We start from the raw sequence: 18,191 nt of genomic DNA on the forward strand, positions 1-18,191 counted from the left end.
ATATTGGGATGGTTCCGTAAATGCAAACGAAGCAAATCTTATGTCTGCGCGAGCGATAGGTTTAAACGAACCGAAATATCCGTTTCTATCATTAACTTCGTAAAATCTTTGACCATCGCAAGTTAATATGCGAATATTGCCGGATGGGTCATATTTTACTCTGCTGCGGTACTCAAGTAAATTGCGAGTCTGGGTATAGGACTCAGGAACAGAGTGATATTGGATAATTTGAGAATAGAGAATAACTGGGATTAAAAAAAAGAATGAGTATGTAAGCATCCTTTTAATCATGATCGCATACCTCGTTTATTTTGGTTTTTAATCCGCTTTAAATTTAATCAATTTCAATAAATTTTCTTTGTGAGCTACATCACAAATGAAATTCGCTAAGTTCCCAATGCTAAATGTTAAACAAACCCTTTAATCGCTTTACATCTTTTGAAATTAAAATTTGAAAAATCTATGTCAGTTTTTTAAATTTGAAAAAAATAAACTTCTCAACACAGTGGACTATATTGAACAAAATGAATGGGAAGATCTAGGTAGGAAGTTTATTGAGATAGCTGAAAAGAAAATAAATGACATGAAAAAAGCACTTAGCGAGAAAAACTTTTCTTTGATTCAAATTTACTCGCATCAGCTTAAGGGTAGTGGTTCTTCCTTTGGGTTTGATGAAATAACTGAGATTTCAGCGCAAATAGAGCAAAAATGCGTTAATAACTCGCCTGATGAGATAGAAAAATTGATTGATCAACTTTGTGTGATTGTTGAATTTTATAAATCAAAAATTCGTAGAGAATGATAATATTCGCTTTGCTTTCTGTTTTTTTCTCTCTTTTTTCTCAACCCCAAATTGAAAATGTCAAAAATTACGCTGTTTGTTATTCAAAAATTTCATTTGATGAGGCAAAAAACTTTGAACTTTTAATCCTTGATCCCGACCATTATACGATGGATGAAGTGGCGGAGTTGAGAAAATCTGGAGCAATTTTAATAGCATATCTTAACATAGCTGAGTTTGAAACTTACCGAAACTATTCTATCCCTGATTCTTTAATAATTGGTAGGAACCCAATTTGGGAAGATCATTTCTATGTGAACATTTCATCTGAGATATGGCAAAATTTAATTTTTAATGAAATCATTCCGAAAATTATATCAAAAGGATTTGATGGATTTTTTCTTGATATGATAGATATTGTCCAAATTTTCCCGCACTTTAAAGATGATGTAATAAGTATTGCTAAATTCATAAGAGCCCAGAATGAAGGGAAAATTATAATAGCAAATAATGGATGGGATTTGCTTGATACATTGAAAAGTTATGTAAATGGATTTTTGATAGAAGGACTTTTTACGAGATACGATTTCCAAAAGAAAAGATATTTCGTTCGGTTTGAAAAGGAATACAAGGACAAGGTTAAAATTTTGAAATCCTTAGGGAGAAAGGTTTTCACGCTTGATTTCTTGCCAGAAAAAGATAGTAGAAGAAAGTTCGTTAAGAACCTTTCACGACATTATGGATTTACACCATATGTGTCAACAATAGAACTAAATAAAATCTACAAATGAATCTGCAGATAAGGGAGAAATTAGGGGCCGAGAAAATTTCCGAGTTAAGAACGAGGTTAAAAAATTTTTTAATATCAAATGGGGTTGAATCTGAAATCGCTGATGATGTTGAGCTCGTGATAAGTGAAATGCTGACAAATGTTTATAAACATTCGTACAAAGAAAACGATGGTGATGTTATAATAAAGGTTTACCTTGATAGTGAAAAACTTGAAATTTCAATAAGGGATTTCGGTATAAAATTTTCACCAGAGAGCGTGAAAGAACCTGATCCAGATGCTCTTGCGGATCACGGTTATGGACTGTATATCGCAAGTTACATCATGGATAAAATTGAATATATTCTTTCTCATGAGGTTGGAACTGAGGTAATTTTAACAAAGTATCTAAAAAGAAATGCCTGATGTGTGTTTAATACTTGAAGGAACTTATCCATATGTTTCTGGTGGTGTCTCTAAATGGACGCATGCACTTATCAGTAATTTAAAACACATTGATTTTGCAATCGTTCATCTTTTCGCTGATGAGAGAAAAGAGGCGAAATTTAAAATACCAGACAATGTAAGTAGTATAGTTGAAATAGATATAAGAAATGGAGTTGGATATAAATTTAATTTTTACGATTTACTTGATATTGTGCCTGAAGCCAAGGTTTATCATAGCTTATCAACTGGGTTTGCTGGACTTTTAGGGTTACAGCTTAAGTCCGCGAGGAAAAAACCTCTGATCCTAACCGAACATGGTTTGTATTGGAAAGAGCTTGAATTTGGAGTTGATGAGGTTGAATGTGGTTTTAAAATTTTCAAAAATTCAACAGATAAGGAAAGAGCCTGCGTTGAAAGAAGAAGATATCTACAAATTTTCAAAAGCATAGCTAAAATGTGCTATCTTGAATCGGATGTAGTGACCACAGTTTGTAAATATAACCTTGAACAGCAAATAGAACTGCTCGGTGATAAATTGTCCGAAGATCTGCTTAAAAAATTTTTCATAATTGAAAACTTCGTTGAAGATGATTTTTTTGATGTTTCTGTTAAACCGGAAAAAAGAGATAGGGTCGTCAGCTTTATTGGTAGGGTTGTGTCAATTAAAGATGTGAAGACATTTATAAAAGCAATGCCATTGATCCTTGAAAATGTGTGTGATGTTAAGTTTTTAATCATTGGAGATTTAACGCAAGATGTTGAATATGTTAATGAATGTTTAGAACTTGTTGAAAAGCTTGATCTCGGTGGTAAGGTTTCTTTCATCGGTGAAGCACAAGTTATTGACTATCTTAAGATAAGCGATGTTCTCGTTTTGCCAAGCGTGAGTGAAGGACAACCATTTGTCGTTCTTGAAGCAATGGCTTCGGGAATCCCTGTAGTTGCAACTCCCGTTGGCGGAGTTCCTGAACTTATTTATGAAAGTGGTTTTGAATGTGGTCTTTTATTTAAAGTTGGTGACTATTATGATCTCGCACGAAGTGTAATTAGAATTTTAAACGACAAAATGTTATGGGGAAAACTATCCGAAAATGGGGTGAGAAAAGCTAAAAGATTTACATTGCAAAAATTTATTGAAAGATATGAAGAAATTTATACCATATTTTTGAAGCCCGAAAGCATTGGGATGAGCTAAAAAATATATTTTGTCAAAACATAAATTTTGTGAGCGAGGACGAATGAAACGACTCTCAATTCTCTTTGAAACCGAAGGAACTTATCCTTTTGTCGGCGGGGGGGTAAGCACCTGGGCTGATATATTGGTGAATAATTTGAGAGATTTTGATTTCTATATCTATGCTGTAACTGGAATGCCATATGTTGAGTATAAATATAAACTTCCGCAGAATGTGAAGCTTGTTCGTCAAATTCCGTTGTGGGGTTCTGAAGAGCCTTTTGAAGATATATTTTTTGAAATCCCATTCTCAAGTATTTATATAAGAAAAACCAAAGTCAACGAAAGGGTTGTTCTGCGCAAGTTTATCCCGATATTTGTTGAATTTCTTTCTTCGCTTATGAATCCTTTTTCCGATCCGGAAGAATGTGCGGGTTATATATGGTTAATGCACAGGTATTTTAGCGAATATGATTATAAGCAAACTTTTAGAAGTTTTGTCGTATGGCAGGAGTTTAAGAGGTTCGTTGTTTTAAGTTATTTTAAAGATAATCCATTTCTTCGGGAGGATGAAATACCAACAGTTTATGACTTAACTCTTACAATGAGGTGGCTTTATCATTATTTGATGCCTTTATATGTTGATGTTCCAGAGGTTGATTTAAGCCATGCGACAGCTGCTGGTTTCTGCGGGCTGCCGAGCATCGTTGCGAAGATGCGAGATGGAACTCCACTTGTTGTAACTGATCACGGTGTTTTCGCAAGGGAAAGATATATAGGGATCGGGAGCGAAAAAAATCTAAGTTTCTTTGCGAAAAAATTTTTGATAAACCTTTCTATACTCGTTTCAAAAATGCTCTATAAACTTGCCGATAAAGTTCTGCCTGTATCTAGGTTCAATATAACTTGGGAAAAAATTTTCGGAGTTGATGTTGAGAAGATAAATGTAATTTATAACGGTGTTGATCCTGAAGTTTTTAAACCGAAACCGAAACCAGAAAAAACAAAAAGGTTTCCAACCGTGGTTGCTGCTGCAAGAATTATGCCTCTTAAGGATATTGAGACAATGATAAAAGCCAGCGCTATCGTAAGAGAAAAAATTCCAGATGTTAAGTTTATTGTTTATGGTTCTACTGATGTTGATCCTGTTTATACGAGAAAATGTCAACTTTTGATAAGGGATCTAAAGCTTGAAAATACATTTATACTTGCAGGGCATCATCCTAAACCAAGTGAGGTTTATAACGAAGGTGATATTTCAGTCCTATCAAGCATATCTGAGGGATTTCCATACGCTGTGATTGAGTCAATGGCTTGTGCAAGGCCAGTGGTTGCAACTGATGTTGGTGGTGTAAGAGAAGCACTTGAAGGATTTGGCATAGTAGTAAAACCTCGCGATCCAAGAGCTTTAGCTGAAGGGATAATTAAACTTTTAACTGACCATGAGCTTCGGGAAACTCTCGGGAGAAGAGCAAGAGAAGAAGTGCTCGCAAAGTATAGAATTGATTTAAACATTGATTCATATAGAAGAGTTTATAATGAACTTGCGCAATCAAAAAGCCTACAGTATGAGAGAAAATCTGTTGCAGCATACTGAAAGAAAAGTTGGAGATATTAATTTTACGAAAAAAATTGAAAAGGTTGCAGATGAAGTTATTGAAAAAATCGGCAATCCTGTAGATGTCCTTCAAGTCGCAGCAGTGATTGAAAGTTTGGGTTATAGGCATGCGGATTGCATGGCTGAGTTTGGAAAGGAAAATATATTTGAGTTGAGCAAAGATGTTTATAAGATCTGTAAGTTGAAGCTAAGAACCGATAAAAAAGCGAAACTAAAAAGAGAATCTTTTTTATTTGTTAGGAAAATTTGGAGATTTGTAAAGTATTACTTTTCGGGACTTGCGTTGGGTTTCCCGATAGCAACACAAATTGGATTCATTGTTTTTACTGGTTATTCTCTTTGGGCTTGGGTAAGGTTTACAGAACTGCAAGCTACAATCGTTGCTTTCGGAACTATTTTAAGTTTTCTTACAACTGGTGGATTCACGCAAGTTATGGGTAGGGAGGTAACATATTATCTAAGTATGGAAAATAAAAGAACAGCGCGTGAAATAGCACTTCAACTTTTTAACTATGGATTTGTCTTTACCATCGCGGTTGCTTTTGTTGTATTTGTAGTAAATCTTATTTTTGAACTCTTCCCAAGTAAGTATATTTATCTAATTCTCGCGTATTATTTTTTGCTTTCTATTTTATGGCTTTCAACGAGCATGATTTATGCTGCAAAGCGAAAGGTTTCAATCACTGTTATTCTATCAATCGGGACAATTCTCGTTATTTGGCTTCATAAATTTAATGGTTTTTCAATACATTTTTCTCATCTTGTTGGTTTGATCGTCGCCGATGTTTTGATGTATCTATGGGCGAGATATATTTTCAGATTAAAAAAGGAAGAAAAAACGATTGAATATATTCCTTTGAAGGTGAAGCGTCCGTCTGTGCTAACATATGTCAATAGCCCATTTTTTAAGTTCGGATTTTTTTATTTCCTGTTGCTCTTTCTTGATAGAATTATCTCATGGACTGCCTATTCAAAAGGAAAATTTTACTTTTTCTGGTTCAGGACTCCTTATGAACTTGGTATGGATTGGGCTTTGCTTTCTTTTGGATTAACTCTTGCTGTACTTGAATATGCTGTAAATGATTTTTCTGAATCCTTGATCCCAGTTCAAAAGAAATTTCCGTCGTATAAAATTAGATCTCACAATTTATGGTATCTTGATTTTTACTTTATCAAACTTGCCTTTCTTATTTTGTTTGGAGTGGTAAGTATAATTGTTGTTTATCTTGTCGTAATGCGATTTGGTGAAATTTTTCAACATATAAAAGAGGTTCGTGAATTCTTTGCAAGTCCCGTAACATTCAAAGTTTACTACTTCGCTTCAGTTTCATATCTTCTTCTTGCCATTGGTTTAATGAATAATTTATTTTTCTTTACTTTATGGAAGCCAAATTTTGGACTTGATTCAATAAGAGTTGCAATCGTTATTGACCTTATCGTTGGCGTTTTAGCAAGTAGATTGATAAGCTGGGAATATGGAGTTCTTGGTTTTCTGGCTGGTTCTTTTACATTTGCAATGCTATCAACTTATAAGATGTTTAAATTTATTCGCACATTTGATTATCAATACTATTCAGCATTTTAGAAATGTTTGACGCTATAACCTACATACTTAAGCTTTACATCGGACTTGCTATTATCTCATATCTCACATTTAGATTAAGGTTTTGGAGCGAATGCGAAGGTCTAATGTGCTTAGGTAAATCTTTGTATCAATTTCTATCTATCTTGCTTGTAATTTTATTTGTTTCAGTTAATTTGAGAGCGTTTGATGTTTTTTTGGTGATCACGGTTTTCCTTTTAATTGTAGGTGTTGATTATTTGGTTGCGAGAAGAAAAAAAGAGGCAAGATTTAACTTTGCCAAGATCAAGATCAATCAAAAAATATATGATTTTGTTGATGGGGTTGTAAAACTTGAACTAAAGAGCAAAAGTTTGAGAATAAGTATATGGCATTTCGTCTATATTTTGGTTTTTCTCCTTGGTTTGTTCTTATGGGTGAGACCATCCGTTTATAATCAATCACTTTTCTCAATCGTTCAACATTCTCATCTAGTTAAAATCACATCAATTCTTACGAATGACTATAGGGCAGGATTAAGTGATTTTGGGATGAATTCTCTTTGTGCTTTTTTTTCTTCCATCTTCGGTGTGAATCAATATATGGTTTTACATTTGTTTGGGGCGTTTAATTTCGGCTTGTTGTTCTTGGGAATCTCTTTGTTGGCATACAAGTTAAGCAAAGATTTTATCTCCGTTGTCTTAAGTGTTTCTTTATTTGTTTTTCTTTTTCCAATTGTGAACTTTGTATCAAATCCTGTTGAGGGAAGTTCTTTTTTATTTGGTCTTGCTTGGTCGCTTATCGTGGTTGTTTTTTGGAGCGAAGTTAGCTTAGTTCAAAAATTTATAGGTTTGGGGGTTTCATTTCTAATTGATGTTTTTGTAGGTTTTGCGAGCGTGGTTTTAATTACTATGGCTGAGATCGTGAAGAAATCTTACGAAAATTTTAAAGCGAATAGAAAAAAGGGAATACAATTTGCTCTAATCGCAATTTTAATTCTCCTATCCTTCTTTTTGCTTGAAAATTATTTCAGTGTGAATCCGGAACTTGGCTTAAAAGTTTACTCTTTCCTTTCAAATTCAGAAGTAGTTGCATATCCATCGGGTTTTATAAACATTTTAATTTTTTTAGTTTTTCTTGCTTTGATCGTTGAATTTATTTCTAAAACAGGGGAAGGTCGCAGCACATTCAGTGTCTTTTATGGAATTTTTATCGGTCTTTTGTTAATTTTTACATTGATGATTGAGAAAGGTTTTTTGAATTTTGCTCCGTTTGAACTTTTTTATCCATTTGTTCTTGTAAACTCATTTATATGGATATCTTACATTATCAGTAGGTTTTTAGGGCGCCGAAGGATTTATTATAGCGTTGTTGTTTTATGTATAGTTGCACTTTTAATTTTAAATGGATTTCTTCACGGTGGATTTAAATTTAATGGTTCAATTGAACCAGAGGAGATCGTTGAGGTCGTTCGGGAGATTCAGAGCGAATCTGTTCCTTTTTCCTTTGCTGTGGTTTCGCATTATGGAACAAGGGCAATGATTGAAAATTATGCGTGGTTTATGGATTGGGATTATTTTTTGAAAAGTTATATTTTAATTAATGAACCGAAGAAAATTTATGATGTTGTCTATGTCATTGTGCCAAAGCAGGATTCAATCGGAAAAATTTCTCCGTTTTTCTTGCCAAGCGTTGAAAATTTAAGTGCGGTTCTTGATTCCGTTTGTTTAAATTACAGATACGCAACTGCGCAACTTTATTTTGACGGGCGTGATATTAAGGTTTATAAATTAACGAAATTAAAAGAGTGATAGAGCGAATAATAAAAACATATACCGAAAAATTCTCGCAATTTTCAAATTCGGAATTTGCTGTTGTTGACAGAAATGGAAAATTGATAGCAAAGACGAAAAATTATGAGCATTCTGAAAAAAGCATTTGCGTTGAGCTTAATTCAAACTATGGAACAATGTATCTTTACATAAAACCAAGTCCTGGGGTTGAAAATCAGATTGGACTTTTAAAATTTTTATATACTGAGCTTTTAAACTACGAGAGTTATATAGAGAATCTTGTTGAGGAGCTTGCGCAAAGGCAAGAGGAACTTGGTATTGTATATGATATAATAGCGAAGGCAAGTTTAGTTTTTGATGAAGCTGAGATCGCAAAAATAATCATGAATAGGATAAATTCATTGATCTCTCCGAGGACCTGTATTATTGGGATTTTTGAAGAAGATGTTTTAAATCAAAAGTATGTTAGCGGTGAAATTTCTAATGAGATAAAACATGAATCTGCCAGGATGATTGAAAGGGCGATTAAAAGTAGAAATTTTGTGATTTCAACGGTTCAGACCGAGGGAGCGATGCGTGGTTTGCTTTCCGTGCCGATATTTTCTGGAGATAATGCAATTGGCGGTATATTTGTGTGTGATAAAGGTAGAAATTTTGATACGACCGAGGCGAAACTTCTTCTCACGCTTGGAAATTATGCTGGTATAATTTTTTACAGAAATAGGCTCATTGAAGAAATAAAGCGAGCTGAAGCTTTAAAACAGGAAATTGAAATTGCAAAGAGAATACAGGAAAACTTGCTTCCAAAGCAAATTCCACATTTTGAAGGTCTTGAGGTTTCTACATTCATAAAGCCGAGCTCAAGCGTTGGTGGCGATTATTATGACTTTATTTTTAACAAAGATAGAAAAGCGTTTTTAATTGCGGATGTCTCAGGGCATGGAATTGGAGCTGCGCTTCTTCTCGCTAGTTTGAGAAGTGTGGTAAAGCTAATGTATGAGATAACACCTGATATATCTGAACTTTTGAAAGCAATAAACCGGGTAATTTATAGGGATACTTTTGAAATCGGTATGTATTCAACTCTTTTTATTTGTGAGTACAACGAAGATGCTTTCATATATGCAAATGCTGGACATATACCGCCGATCTTTTTCAAGCAGAGCACTGGCGAAATTTTTGAACTAAAAATACATGGCTCGCCTGTTGGGCTATTTGAGGATGAAGATTACAAATTTGATGAGATAAATCTTTCAAAAGGAGATATTCTTATTGTTTTTACCGATGGTGTGACGGATATGCGCGATTCAAATGGTGAATTTTTCGGGCTCGACAGGTTGAAGATGATTATTTTTGAAAATCGTAGTAAAAGTGCCCTTGAAATATGTAACTCAATAATTGATGAGTTAATGAAATTTAAGGGTGATGCCGAACAAAGAGATGATATAACTTTGCTTGTTGCAAAGAAAATTTAAAATTAAATATGGCGAAAAAAATTTTAATAGTTGATGATGATATAACAATTCAGCGTCTTATTGAGTTTGTTTTGAGAAAGTTTAATGTTGATGTTTTAATAGCCAGTGGCGGTGATGAGGCGATTGATATCGCAAGGAGTGAAAAACCAGATTTGATTTTTCTTGATGTCATGATGCCTGGGAAGAGTGGGATTGAGGTTTGTCGCGAAATAAGAAAAGATCCCGAACTAAAAAATTCTTACATTGTCATGCTTACCGCCAAAGGCGAGGAAGCTGAGATAAAAGATATGTTTGATTCTGGAGCTAATGAATATGTTCCAAAACCATTTAGTCCATCAGGTATAGCTGAAATAGTTAGAAAAGTAATTAACAAAGAGTGATGATCGAAAAAATAACTGGGAGAGTAAAAGGTCCGCAGCAGAAAATTTATCGCCTTGTTGTTGATACGAAAAATCTAATGGATGTATGGAGAGAATTTGGTGGATTTGAATTTTTTGAAAAGACATCTGAAGAAGGGTTTAAATTTATCTTTGATATTTTTGAGAGCGTGGTCAAGAGCCCAGCATATTATATTTATACCTTTTCCGAAGCAAGCAAGAGTTTAATCCTTGAAAACATGCGATTGAGGAAGGAAAGAATGGAACAGCTTGGTGAAGAGGTCATTGAATCCTTAGAAGAGCCGGAACTGAAAATGGTTTTCAGAGATGATTATAAAAACTTCGGTTTTGTGCTGATATGGGCTGGGAGATTTCTTAACATTCCACTTTGTCTTTCAGGAAAATACATAGGGAATCTGTTTAGTGGTCCACATGAACCAGAGCCAATAAGCAAGGAGGTTTCAATTTGGTTTAAAAACTTTTCGTCTGCATGTGCCGTTGCGCTTAAACAGATGAAATTCGGTGAAGAAACACGCTCAAGGATTCGCTTGCTTGAATCACAGGTTCAAGTAAGCAAGAGAATGCTCGGATCAACGCTTGAGATAAATAAATTCATTGAGCTTTTACTTGAGTTAGCTATAACTGCAACCGGAAGTGACGCTGGATTTATCGCTATGTGGGATGACAAAGTCAAAGAAATGAGGATAAGAGCAAGCAAAAATCTCTCTACCGAGTTTATTAATTCGCTTGATCTTACGCCAGGTGCAGGTCTTTTTGAATGGATTGGAAGCGGAGAGGAGATGATAGTTCGGGATTTTGAGTTTCTGTTGAAATTCAAAGTGAATTCAATTATTGGTGTTCCGCTCGTTGAAGATAATAAACTTCTGGGGATCTTTGCCCTCGTTAATTTCAAAAAAATGAAACAGTTTGAAGAATTTAGCATAAAAATTCTTTCAACTTTTGTTGAGCAGATAAAAGTTGTAATCCATAATGTTGATTTGTTTAATCAATTTACAGAGCGTTATCTCAAAACGCTCATTGCCCTTGCAGAAGCTTATGATATGAGGAGTGAATATACAGCTGGTCATTCAAATAGAGTCGCAAACCTTGCGGTAGAGATAGGTAAAAAACTTGGGCTTGATGCTGAAAAACTTCGTGATCTTAAAATTGCAGGTTTAATTCATGATGTCGGAATGTGTGGAGTTGTTGAAATAAGTGAAGGTTATCAAGCAGATTACAACCATCCGATAATCGGCGCAAGCATGGTTGAAGTTCTGCCGATTTCTTTGGACATAATTGAGGGGATAAGGACGCATCAGGAGTGGTATGATGGGTGGGGATTTCCCCAAGGTTTAAAAGGTGAAGAGATCCCACTTTTTGGCAGAATTTTAGGATTATGTGAATTTTTTGTTGAGATGTCTTCAAATTCAAAACTTCGCAGAGCGATGTCTTATAATCAAATTGAAAACGAAATTAAACAAAGATCGGGATCGCAGTTTGATCCGAAAATAGTTTTTGCTTTTCTTGATGTTATGAAGGAAAAAAGAGATAAAGCAGGCACAGGATGGATTGAGGAGTGTTGGAGGTTTAAAGGTGAACCTAAAGATGTATGTTCAAGATGCCCAGTTTATGAAAGCAATTTTAAACGATGCTGGCAATCACCTGAAATTATGTGTAGGTTCCATGGCGATTATTCGTGTGAAAACTGCTTTATTTTTCTTGAATGGATTGAAAGAATCAAAACAAAAAAAATGGATAGAAAAATGGAATACACAGTCAGCGATAAAAACAATTATGTTATTGTTAAGCTCAAAGGTGAACTTGATGTCGCAAGCTCAATTTATGTAAGAGAAGTTTTCAAAAATTTGCTTGATAAAGGAAAGGTGAACATAATCATTGATTTTTCTGATGTCACTTTTATTGATAGCTCTGGGCTTGGAATAATTGTGGTTGCGTATCGGAGCGTTAAGGAAAAAGGAGGAACGATAAAGTTTGCTAATGTAAGTCAGCGAATAAAGAAGTTGTTTGAAATCACAAAAACAGAAAAACATTTTGAATTTTATAACACGGTTGAAGATGCGGAAAGGTCTTTTTAAAGTGGCTTGCTTATTTCTTTTTTTTCTGTTTGCTTCATGTGGAAGTAAAAGGGAAAACTTTGTCTTTTCAATAGGTGAGCCTGAGAAAATTCTTCTTATTTATGATTCTTCTGACTCATATGCATATGATTGCACTGAAAATGCCAGATGGGCTTTTAGATATGCGAAGATAGCTTATGATGAATTTGATCTTTCAGATTATCCAAATACTAAAATTGAAAACTTACAGAATTACTATGCCATAGTTTCTGCAACTGAATTTATAAACAAGCTTTCAAAGGAAGATTGCGATAAAATAAAAAATTTTGTTGCTTTGGGTGGAGGACTTGCTGTTATATATCGTGGGTATAATGATTATTTATCAGATCTCTTTAGGGTTGAGCCACGCGATAGAAAAAGCTTATTCTTGAAATCCGGTAATTCGGGGTTTATCTTTAATGTGAATTTGTTGCCAATGCTTGAAAATACCATTATTCCTGATTCTATCATTATGAATCTTTCAATGTTTGACTTTGTTCATTATGGTTCAAAAAACATCATTGCCACAACTTCAGCGAAAATACCTGCGGTTTGGTTAGTAAGATATGGCCGAGGAAAGGTGATTTACTGGAATACCTCGCTTTTATCAAATAGATTGTTTCGTGGTTTTATAACTCAATCAATTGCTTCTGTTTCTGATAAATTTGTTCAACCATTTCCAAACTTTGCAATCATCTTCATTGATAATTTTCCGGCCGCTGTGCCAAATTCAAGAAAGAAGATTATATGGGAAGAGTTTAAAATGACAATGGCAGAATATCATTTTTTCGTTTTTTATCCAGATATGTTGAAACTTCAAGATGAGTTCGGTTTAAAATATACAGCAGGTCTCGTTTTCAATTATGGGGCTGATACTAAACCTCCATTTCATTTAACAGAGTGGAAAATTGGAAAAGTAGAGGTTTTAGGGAAAGAAATTGAAGTTTCAAAATCAATCGCGAGACAATTTAAATTGAAAAATGAACTTGGATTCCTTGGATATAATCATTTTTCGCTTTTGATAGAGGAGTGGAAAAGTATTGAAAATATGAAAAAGGCGCTGGAATTTGCTCAAAATAAATGGATTGAGGAAGGGTTAGGAGAGCTACCTGTGACATATATCCCTCCGACGAATTGGATTGACTCAATCGGTGTCCAAGCAATTGCACAGAGTTTTCCGTCAATAAAAGTTATAGCAGGACTATATTCTGGGTATTTTGATGTTGGACAATCCAGGGAATTTGGACCTGAACCTTGGAATGAGAAACTTTACTGTATTCCAAGGGTATCGGCTGGATTTTTCATTGATGATTATGTAAAGGCGCTTATTTTAAGCGAGATCGGGATGCTTGGCGTCTGGACTCATTTCGTTCATCCTGATGATATCATTTATACTCCTGATGAAGTTGAAAACCCAGAGCTTGTGAGAAATTGGTTTTATCTTCCGTGGCGTGGTAAGAATAACGAAGGGCTTTATTATAAGTTTAGAGATTGGCTGAAAAGTTTCACTAAAAATTATCCATACATTAGATTTATGACAAGCAAAGAAGCGTACTATGAAATGCGAAGATTTGACGATTTGAAGATTGAATATGAGTTTAATCCCAATGAAATAAAAATAAAGACAAATCAAAAAAACATTTTCATCAATGTCCAAATTAACAACTTTTACCAAAAGATTGAGGCAATAAACGCAGAGATCATTCATTCAACCAAAACTGCATTTACAAATTTGATAATTTTGAAAACATTAAGCGAAACGGTATCTTTGAAAATGCAGTGATAAATCTTTAACAAAAAATAAATGAAACAAAAAGATTCTGAAAATGAGGACCTTTTTTGAAGATTTGAAAAATCTACTTTTCCATCTTCGTTTCAAGGTTTCTTTTGCATTGTTACCTGTTTTTCTTTGGGGCTATGCACTGGCGGAAATGGAAATAACTAAAAGTTTTATCATCGGAGCCATTATATTACATTTGCTAATTTATCCGGCAAGCAATGGTATTTACGCATATTTTGACGAAAGAAAAGGTGTGATCTACGGATTGAGAAATATTAGTCCTGCATCAATTCTTACCCTTGTCGTTTCAATTATTTTACTTATCGTTGGGGTTTATTTTAGTTTAAAAGTCAATATCACATTTTTCTCAATCGTCGTTGCTTTTATAGCCCTTTTCCTACTCTTTTCGTTACCATTAACCGGGATAAAAAAGCGACCGTTATATGCTGTTCTTTTTCTTGGTTTAACATACGGTTTACTTGGATTTTTAGCTGGGTGGGTTTCTGCTAAAGATTTAAGCGAGTTATTAGAACCATTTTATCTAATCGGAGCAATTTCTTCAGCTGGGTTTGTCGCTGGATTTTATACACTTTCACTTGTATACAGAATTTCGGAGGATTCAAACCCAACGGGTAGATTTTTTATAGAAAAACTTGGATCAGCTGGTGTTTTCAAGTATGTTAAAGTAATTCTTCCAATTTCAGCGATTGCTGGGACAGTCGTAGTAGCTGGAAAATTTACGCTGTATGAGTTAATCGGAGCTATAGTTTACTTCCTCATTCTTTTTCTAGTGATAGACAGATTTGAGAAGAATTTCTATCTTCAAAAGGAAGCACAGAATTATAAGACGATAATAGGAATTAACTTAACAAATTCAACTATTCTTTCAGTTTATCTTCTCTTTAGAATACTTGCAACGCATTATTTTCTAATTGATTGAATTGCGGTGTTGACGACGAGCAAGAGTTCGTCAAGGTCAAATGGTTTAGTGATAATGTAGTCAGCTCCTCGTTTTTTAGCTTCATCTTCCGGAACATCAATTCCCCATCCAGTTAGTATAATCACAGGGATTTTGCTATTTTTTTGCTTTGTTGCCTTTGAGATTTCCCATCCGTTTACATCTGGAAGAGCAAGGTCAGTTATTACTAAATCAAAATTTTCCATACGAACATATTCCATAGCTTTTTTTCCGTTCTCAGCTGATAAAGTTTTATAGCCGAGGTTTGAGAAGACATCTTTTAGAAGGTAGAGCACGGATTCATCATCGTCAACTATAAGGACAGTTAATTTAAGAGAGTTCTCTTTTAGTTCGCTTTTTTGAATAATTTCGGATACTTTTTGCTTGCTTGCTGGAAGGACAATTGTAAATTTAGAGCCTTTCCCAAGCTCACTTTCAACAAAAATTTCTCCATTGTGACTTCTTATAATTTCATATGCGATTGAGAGGCCAAGCCCTGTTCCGTGTTCACCTTTTGTCGTATAAAATGGCTCAAAAATTTTCGTTACAGTTTCAGCATCCATTCCGATACCGGTGTCAGAAATATATATCGCTACTTTTTCTTCATTTATATTGTAAATTCCAAGGGTTAACTTTCCGCCGGAAGGCATTGCTTCAATTGCGTTTATAATTATGTTAACGAGGGCTTCTCTCAATTCCGAACCGTTGGTAATCGCCATTAATCTATCTTCTTGAAAATCTTTAATAATTTCATATTTTACTCCCTTTAGTTCCGCTTCATCTTTCCATTTGGATTTTGTTATTTCAAGGGCATCTTCAATTACATTTGCGACATCAAGAGGGACGAGCGTTACATGAGTTCTCGGTTTTGAAAACTCACGAAGTCGCGATATGATTTTACCAGCATCTTGTCCTGCTTTTTCAATAAACTCAATATCTCTCAAAAGTTCTTTATTTGTAACTTTAGTTTTGAGAAGTTGAGCTCTACCAAGAATCGCGCTTAAGAGATTGCTTAAATTATGAGCGATTCCCCCAGCAAGTTGTCCCAATGTTCTCATTTTTTCTGTTAAAATTAGCTGTTGGTGGACTTTCTTTAGCTCTTCATATGCTTGGCGCAATGATTTTTCTGACTCTTGAAGTTCTAAAAAATATCTCACTCTTTCAATTGCAACGGCAGATTGGTTTGCTATATGCTCAAGGAGTGGTATGTAGTTCTCAATTTCGCTTTGTTCCTTTATCTGAACGGTCATAACCCCGAAAATTTTGCCTCTGGAAAGCATCGGAGCGCTGAGTAGATATCCTTCCTGTTCGGATTCCCCAATGAAAAGATTAAAAGGTGGTGGGATATCTTTGCCAGAGTATTTTAAATATGTCGTCTTTTTTTCATAAATCAGGGTCTCCCAAATTGGGTGAGATCGGACATTAAATCTATAATTCGGATAAGAGATCATTACCTTTCGCCCGTGAATTGAATAAACATGAGCTAACCCTTTCAATTGTTCTGTCATTTCGTCATAGATATCAATAAAAAATCCTTCAACTGGGATCAATTGTATGATATGATCATATATTGCTTTGGCGATCTCATCAATTGTTAAGGCAGAAGAAAGTTCGGAACTAAAGCTATGAAGAATTTTAAATTCATTTAAACTCCTTTGAAGTTTTTCTTCGGTTAATTTTTTATCCGTTATATCGTGCATCACTCCTTGAATATACTTCACTTCCCCCTTCTCATCTTTTACAGCCGTCCAATAAATGCTTACCCATCTTATAGTTCCATCTTTTTTAATTATTCTGAACTCTGAAACTCTTGGTGGTTCGCCTGTTTTGAAGGCCTGATAATTTGTTTTAAGAAGACGCCAATAATCAGATGGGTAAACGAGGTTTTTTGCTCTAACTTGACCATTTAGAAATTCTTCAACTGTGTAGCCAGTGATGTGATAGCAAGAGGGAGTTATGTAAATGAAGTTATAATCAGAATCAACCGCGAAAACAACATCACTCAAAGCTTCAAGAATTGATTGCCCGAAGGATGTTAACTTTTCATTGCTCATAGTGTTGCGGGTTTTAATTTTACAGCTTCAATTTACAAAATTATCGCTGAGTTATCAAGTTTTGTTTGTAATAATGCATTTTTGCGCTCACTGGGATATCTTTCAAATTTTCGGTTGTTAAAAGCTTAATGGAATCAATATATTTGAAAAACTGCTTAATTTTTCGTATTTTTTAATACAAAAATTGAACCTCAAAGTCAATTCTGGTTGCTTGGAGGTGAGATCATATGGCAGGTAGAGAACTGACACCTCGTGAGAAAACTATTTTGAATTATGTGGTTCGTGAGTTCATAATGACCGCAAATCCAGTTGGCTCAAGGTATCTTGTAAAAAAATATAATCTTGATATTAGTCCTGCAACCGTTAGAAATGTCATGGCTGACCTTGAAGAGCTTGGATATCTGTGGCATCCACATGCGTCTGCTGGAAGAATACCGACCGATAAAGGATATAGGTTTTATGTTGACAATCTTCTTGAGGTAAAGGATTTAAATCCTGATGAAAAGGAAGCAATAAAGAGTGTGGTAAAGGATAAAAGTGAACTTGAAGAAATCTTGAGAGATATTTCAAAGCTGATAGGGAAAATCTCAAAACAATTAAGCATCGCATCAACACCTCAGATAAATGATGCGATTTTAACAAAACTTGACATTATCAGTGTATCTGAAATGAAATTGCTCGTAGTTATAACAATACAATCTGGACTTGTGCGAACTATAATCCTTGAAGTTTCAAGCGAGGTATCAAGAGATAAACTTGATTTCGTTAAAGCTGTTTTGAATGAACGTCTTTCTGGTCTGACATTAAAACAAGTAAGAGAAACATTTGCAGAGAGAGTTCAAGATATTGAGGAATCCTATAAGGGTATCATAAATGTCTTCATTCGTTCAGCCGAGAAGTTGTTTTATGATTTTTATGATGTTGATAAAATTCACATTGGTGGTGTTCCAGATATACTTGAGCATCCGGAGTTCAGCGATCCTGAAAAAGTTCGTAACATAATGGAGCTTGTTGAAAACGAGGATGAGATAATTCAAATTTTCCAGGTTTTAAAAGCACAGGCGGGTGAGAAGCTTGAAACGGATAAAGTTGTTATTTCAATCGGTGAAGAGAATCCAGAAAGTAGGTTGAAAGATTACACTTTAATTGCATCGGAATATAAAACCGCTGGAGTTTCTGGTGTAATTGGTTTGATTGGTCCAAAACGAATGAATTATGGTAGAATGATCTCAATTGTCAACTATACTCGTGAGGTTTTATCAGAAGTTTTGCATTAATTAAAAACAAAAT

The 18,191-nt window shown here is 34.6% G+C and carries 14 protein-coding genes; 13 read left to right on the plus strand and 1 reads right to left on the minus strand.

Annotated features, from left to right (window positions below; genetic code table 11):
• Positions 1–505: 505 nt before the first annotated feature.
• The 12 genes from NZ923_06575 to NZ923_06630 are packed head-to-tail and all read left to right on the plus strand — an operon-like array spanning position 506 to position 14,829.
• On the plus strand, positions 506–802 hold the full coding sequence (locus NZ923_06575) for an Hpt domain-containing protein (protein ID MCS7229682.1): 297 nt from the start codon (positions 506–508) through the stop codon (positions 800–802).
• Positions 799–1,572 carry an endo alpha-1,4 polygalactosaminidase gene (locus tag NZ923_06580; GenBank protein MCS7229683.1) on the plus strand — a complete coding sequence of 258 codons (774 nt, stop codon included), beginning with the start codon at positions 799–801 and terminating at the stop codon, positions 1,570–1,572. Before NZ923_06575 ends, NZ923_06580 begins: the two co-directional genes overlap by 4 nt.
• Complete coding sequence (locus NZ923_06585) at positions 1,569–1,976, plus strand: ATP-binding protein (protein MCS7229684.1); 408 nt, start codon at positions 1,569–1,571, stop codon at positions 1,974–1,976. The genes NZ923_06580 and NZ923_06585 overlap by 4 nt, the downstream gene beginning before the upstream one ends.
• Entirely contained in the window at positions 1,969–3,192 is a 1,224-nt protein-coding gene (gene pelF / locus NZ923_06590; GenBank protein ID MCS7229685.1) for a GT4 family glycosyltransferase PelF, read from the plus strand. Before NZ923_06585 ends, pelF (NZ923_06590) begins: the two co-directional genes overlap by 8 nt.
• Before the next feature lie 43 nt (positions 3,193–3,235).
• On the plus strand, positions 3,236–4,768 hold the full coding sequence (gene pelF, locus NZ923_06595) for a GT4 family glycosyltransferase PelF (protein ID MCS7229686.1): 1,533 nt from the start codon (positions 3,236–3,238) through the stop codon (positions 4,766–4,768).
• Positions 4,755–6,374 (plus strand): hypothetical protein, encoded by a 1,620-nt coding sequence (locus tag NZ923_06600; GenBank protein MCS7229687.1) that lies wholly within the window; start codon positions 4,755–4,757, stop codon positions 6,372–6,374. Before pelF (NZ923_06595) ends, NZ923_06600 begins: the two co-directional genes overlap by 14 nt.
• A gap of 2 nt (positions 6,375–6,376) precedes the next feature.
• Positions 6,377–8,161: a hypothetical protein gene (locus NZ923_06605; protein MCS7229688.1), complete on the plus strand. Its 1,785-nt coding sequence runs from the start codon at positions 6,377–6,379 to the stop codon at positions 8,159–8,161.
• A complete protein-coding gene (locus NZ923_06610; protein MCS7229689.1) occupies positions 8,158–9,618 on the plus strand; it encodes a SpoIIE family protein phosphatase in 1,461 nt (486 codons plus the stop codon). Before NZ923_06605 ends, NZ923_06610 begins: the two co-directional genes overlap by 4 nt.
• An 8-nt stretch (positions 9,619–9,626) precedes the next feature.
• The gene (locus NZ923_06615) at positions 9,627–9,998 is read left to right on the plus strand and encodes a response regulator (GenBank protein ID MCS7229690.1); all 372 of its coding nucleotides are present in this window, start codon (positions 9,627–9,629) and stop codon (positions 9,996–9,998) included.
• Complete coding sequence (locus tag NZ923_06620) at positions 9,998–12,091, plus strand: anti-sigma factor antagonist (protein ID MCS7229691.1); 2,094 nt, start codon at positions 9,998–10,000, stop codon at positions 12,089–12,091. Before NZ923_06615 ends, NZ923_06620 begins: the two co-directional genes overlap by 1 nt.
• A gap of 1 nt (position 12,092) precedes the next feature.
• Positions 12,093–13,892, plus strand: coding sequence for a DUF2194 domain-containing protein (locus tag NZ923_06625; protein ID MCS7229692.1), 1,800 nt, complete (start codon positions 12,093–12,095; stop codon positions 13,890–13,892).
• A 43-nt stretch (positions 13,893–13,935) separates the two neighbouring features.
• Positions 13,936–14,829, plus strand: a complete 894-nt coding sequence (locus tag NZ923_06630; protein ID MCS7229693.1) for a hypothetical protein — start codon at positions 13,936–13,938, stop codon at positions 14,827–14,829.
• On the opposite strand, the gene NZ923_06635 is transcribed toward NZ923_06630, so the two are convergent.
• The gene (locus NZ923_06635; GenBank protein MCS7229694.1) at positions 14,811–16,901 is read right to left on the minus strand and encodes a response regulator; all 2,091 of its coding nucleotides are present in this window, start codon (positions 16,899–16,901) and stop codon (positions 14,811–14,813) included. The genes NZ923_06630 and NZ923_06635 overlap by 19 nt on opposite strands.
• A 227-nt stretch (positions 16,902–17,128) precedes the next feature.
• Between NZ923_06635 and hrcA the strand changes: the two genes are divergently transcribed.
• Positions 17,129–18,178, plus strand: coding sequence for a heat-inducible transcriptional repressor HrcA (hrcA, locus tag NZ923_06640; GenBank protein MCS7229695.1), 1,050 nt, complete (start codon positions 17,129–17,131; stop codon positions 18,176–18,178).
• Positions 18,179–18,191 lie beyond the last annotated feature (13 nt).

The organism is Candidatus Kryptonium sp., from assembly GCA_025060635.1.
In the GTDB taxonomy this organism is placed as follows: Bacteria; Bacteroidota; Ignavibacteria; order Kryptoniales; family Kryptoniaceae; genus Kryptonium.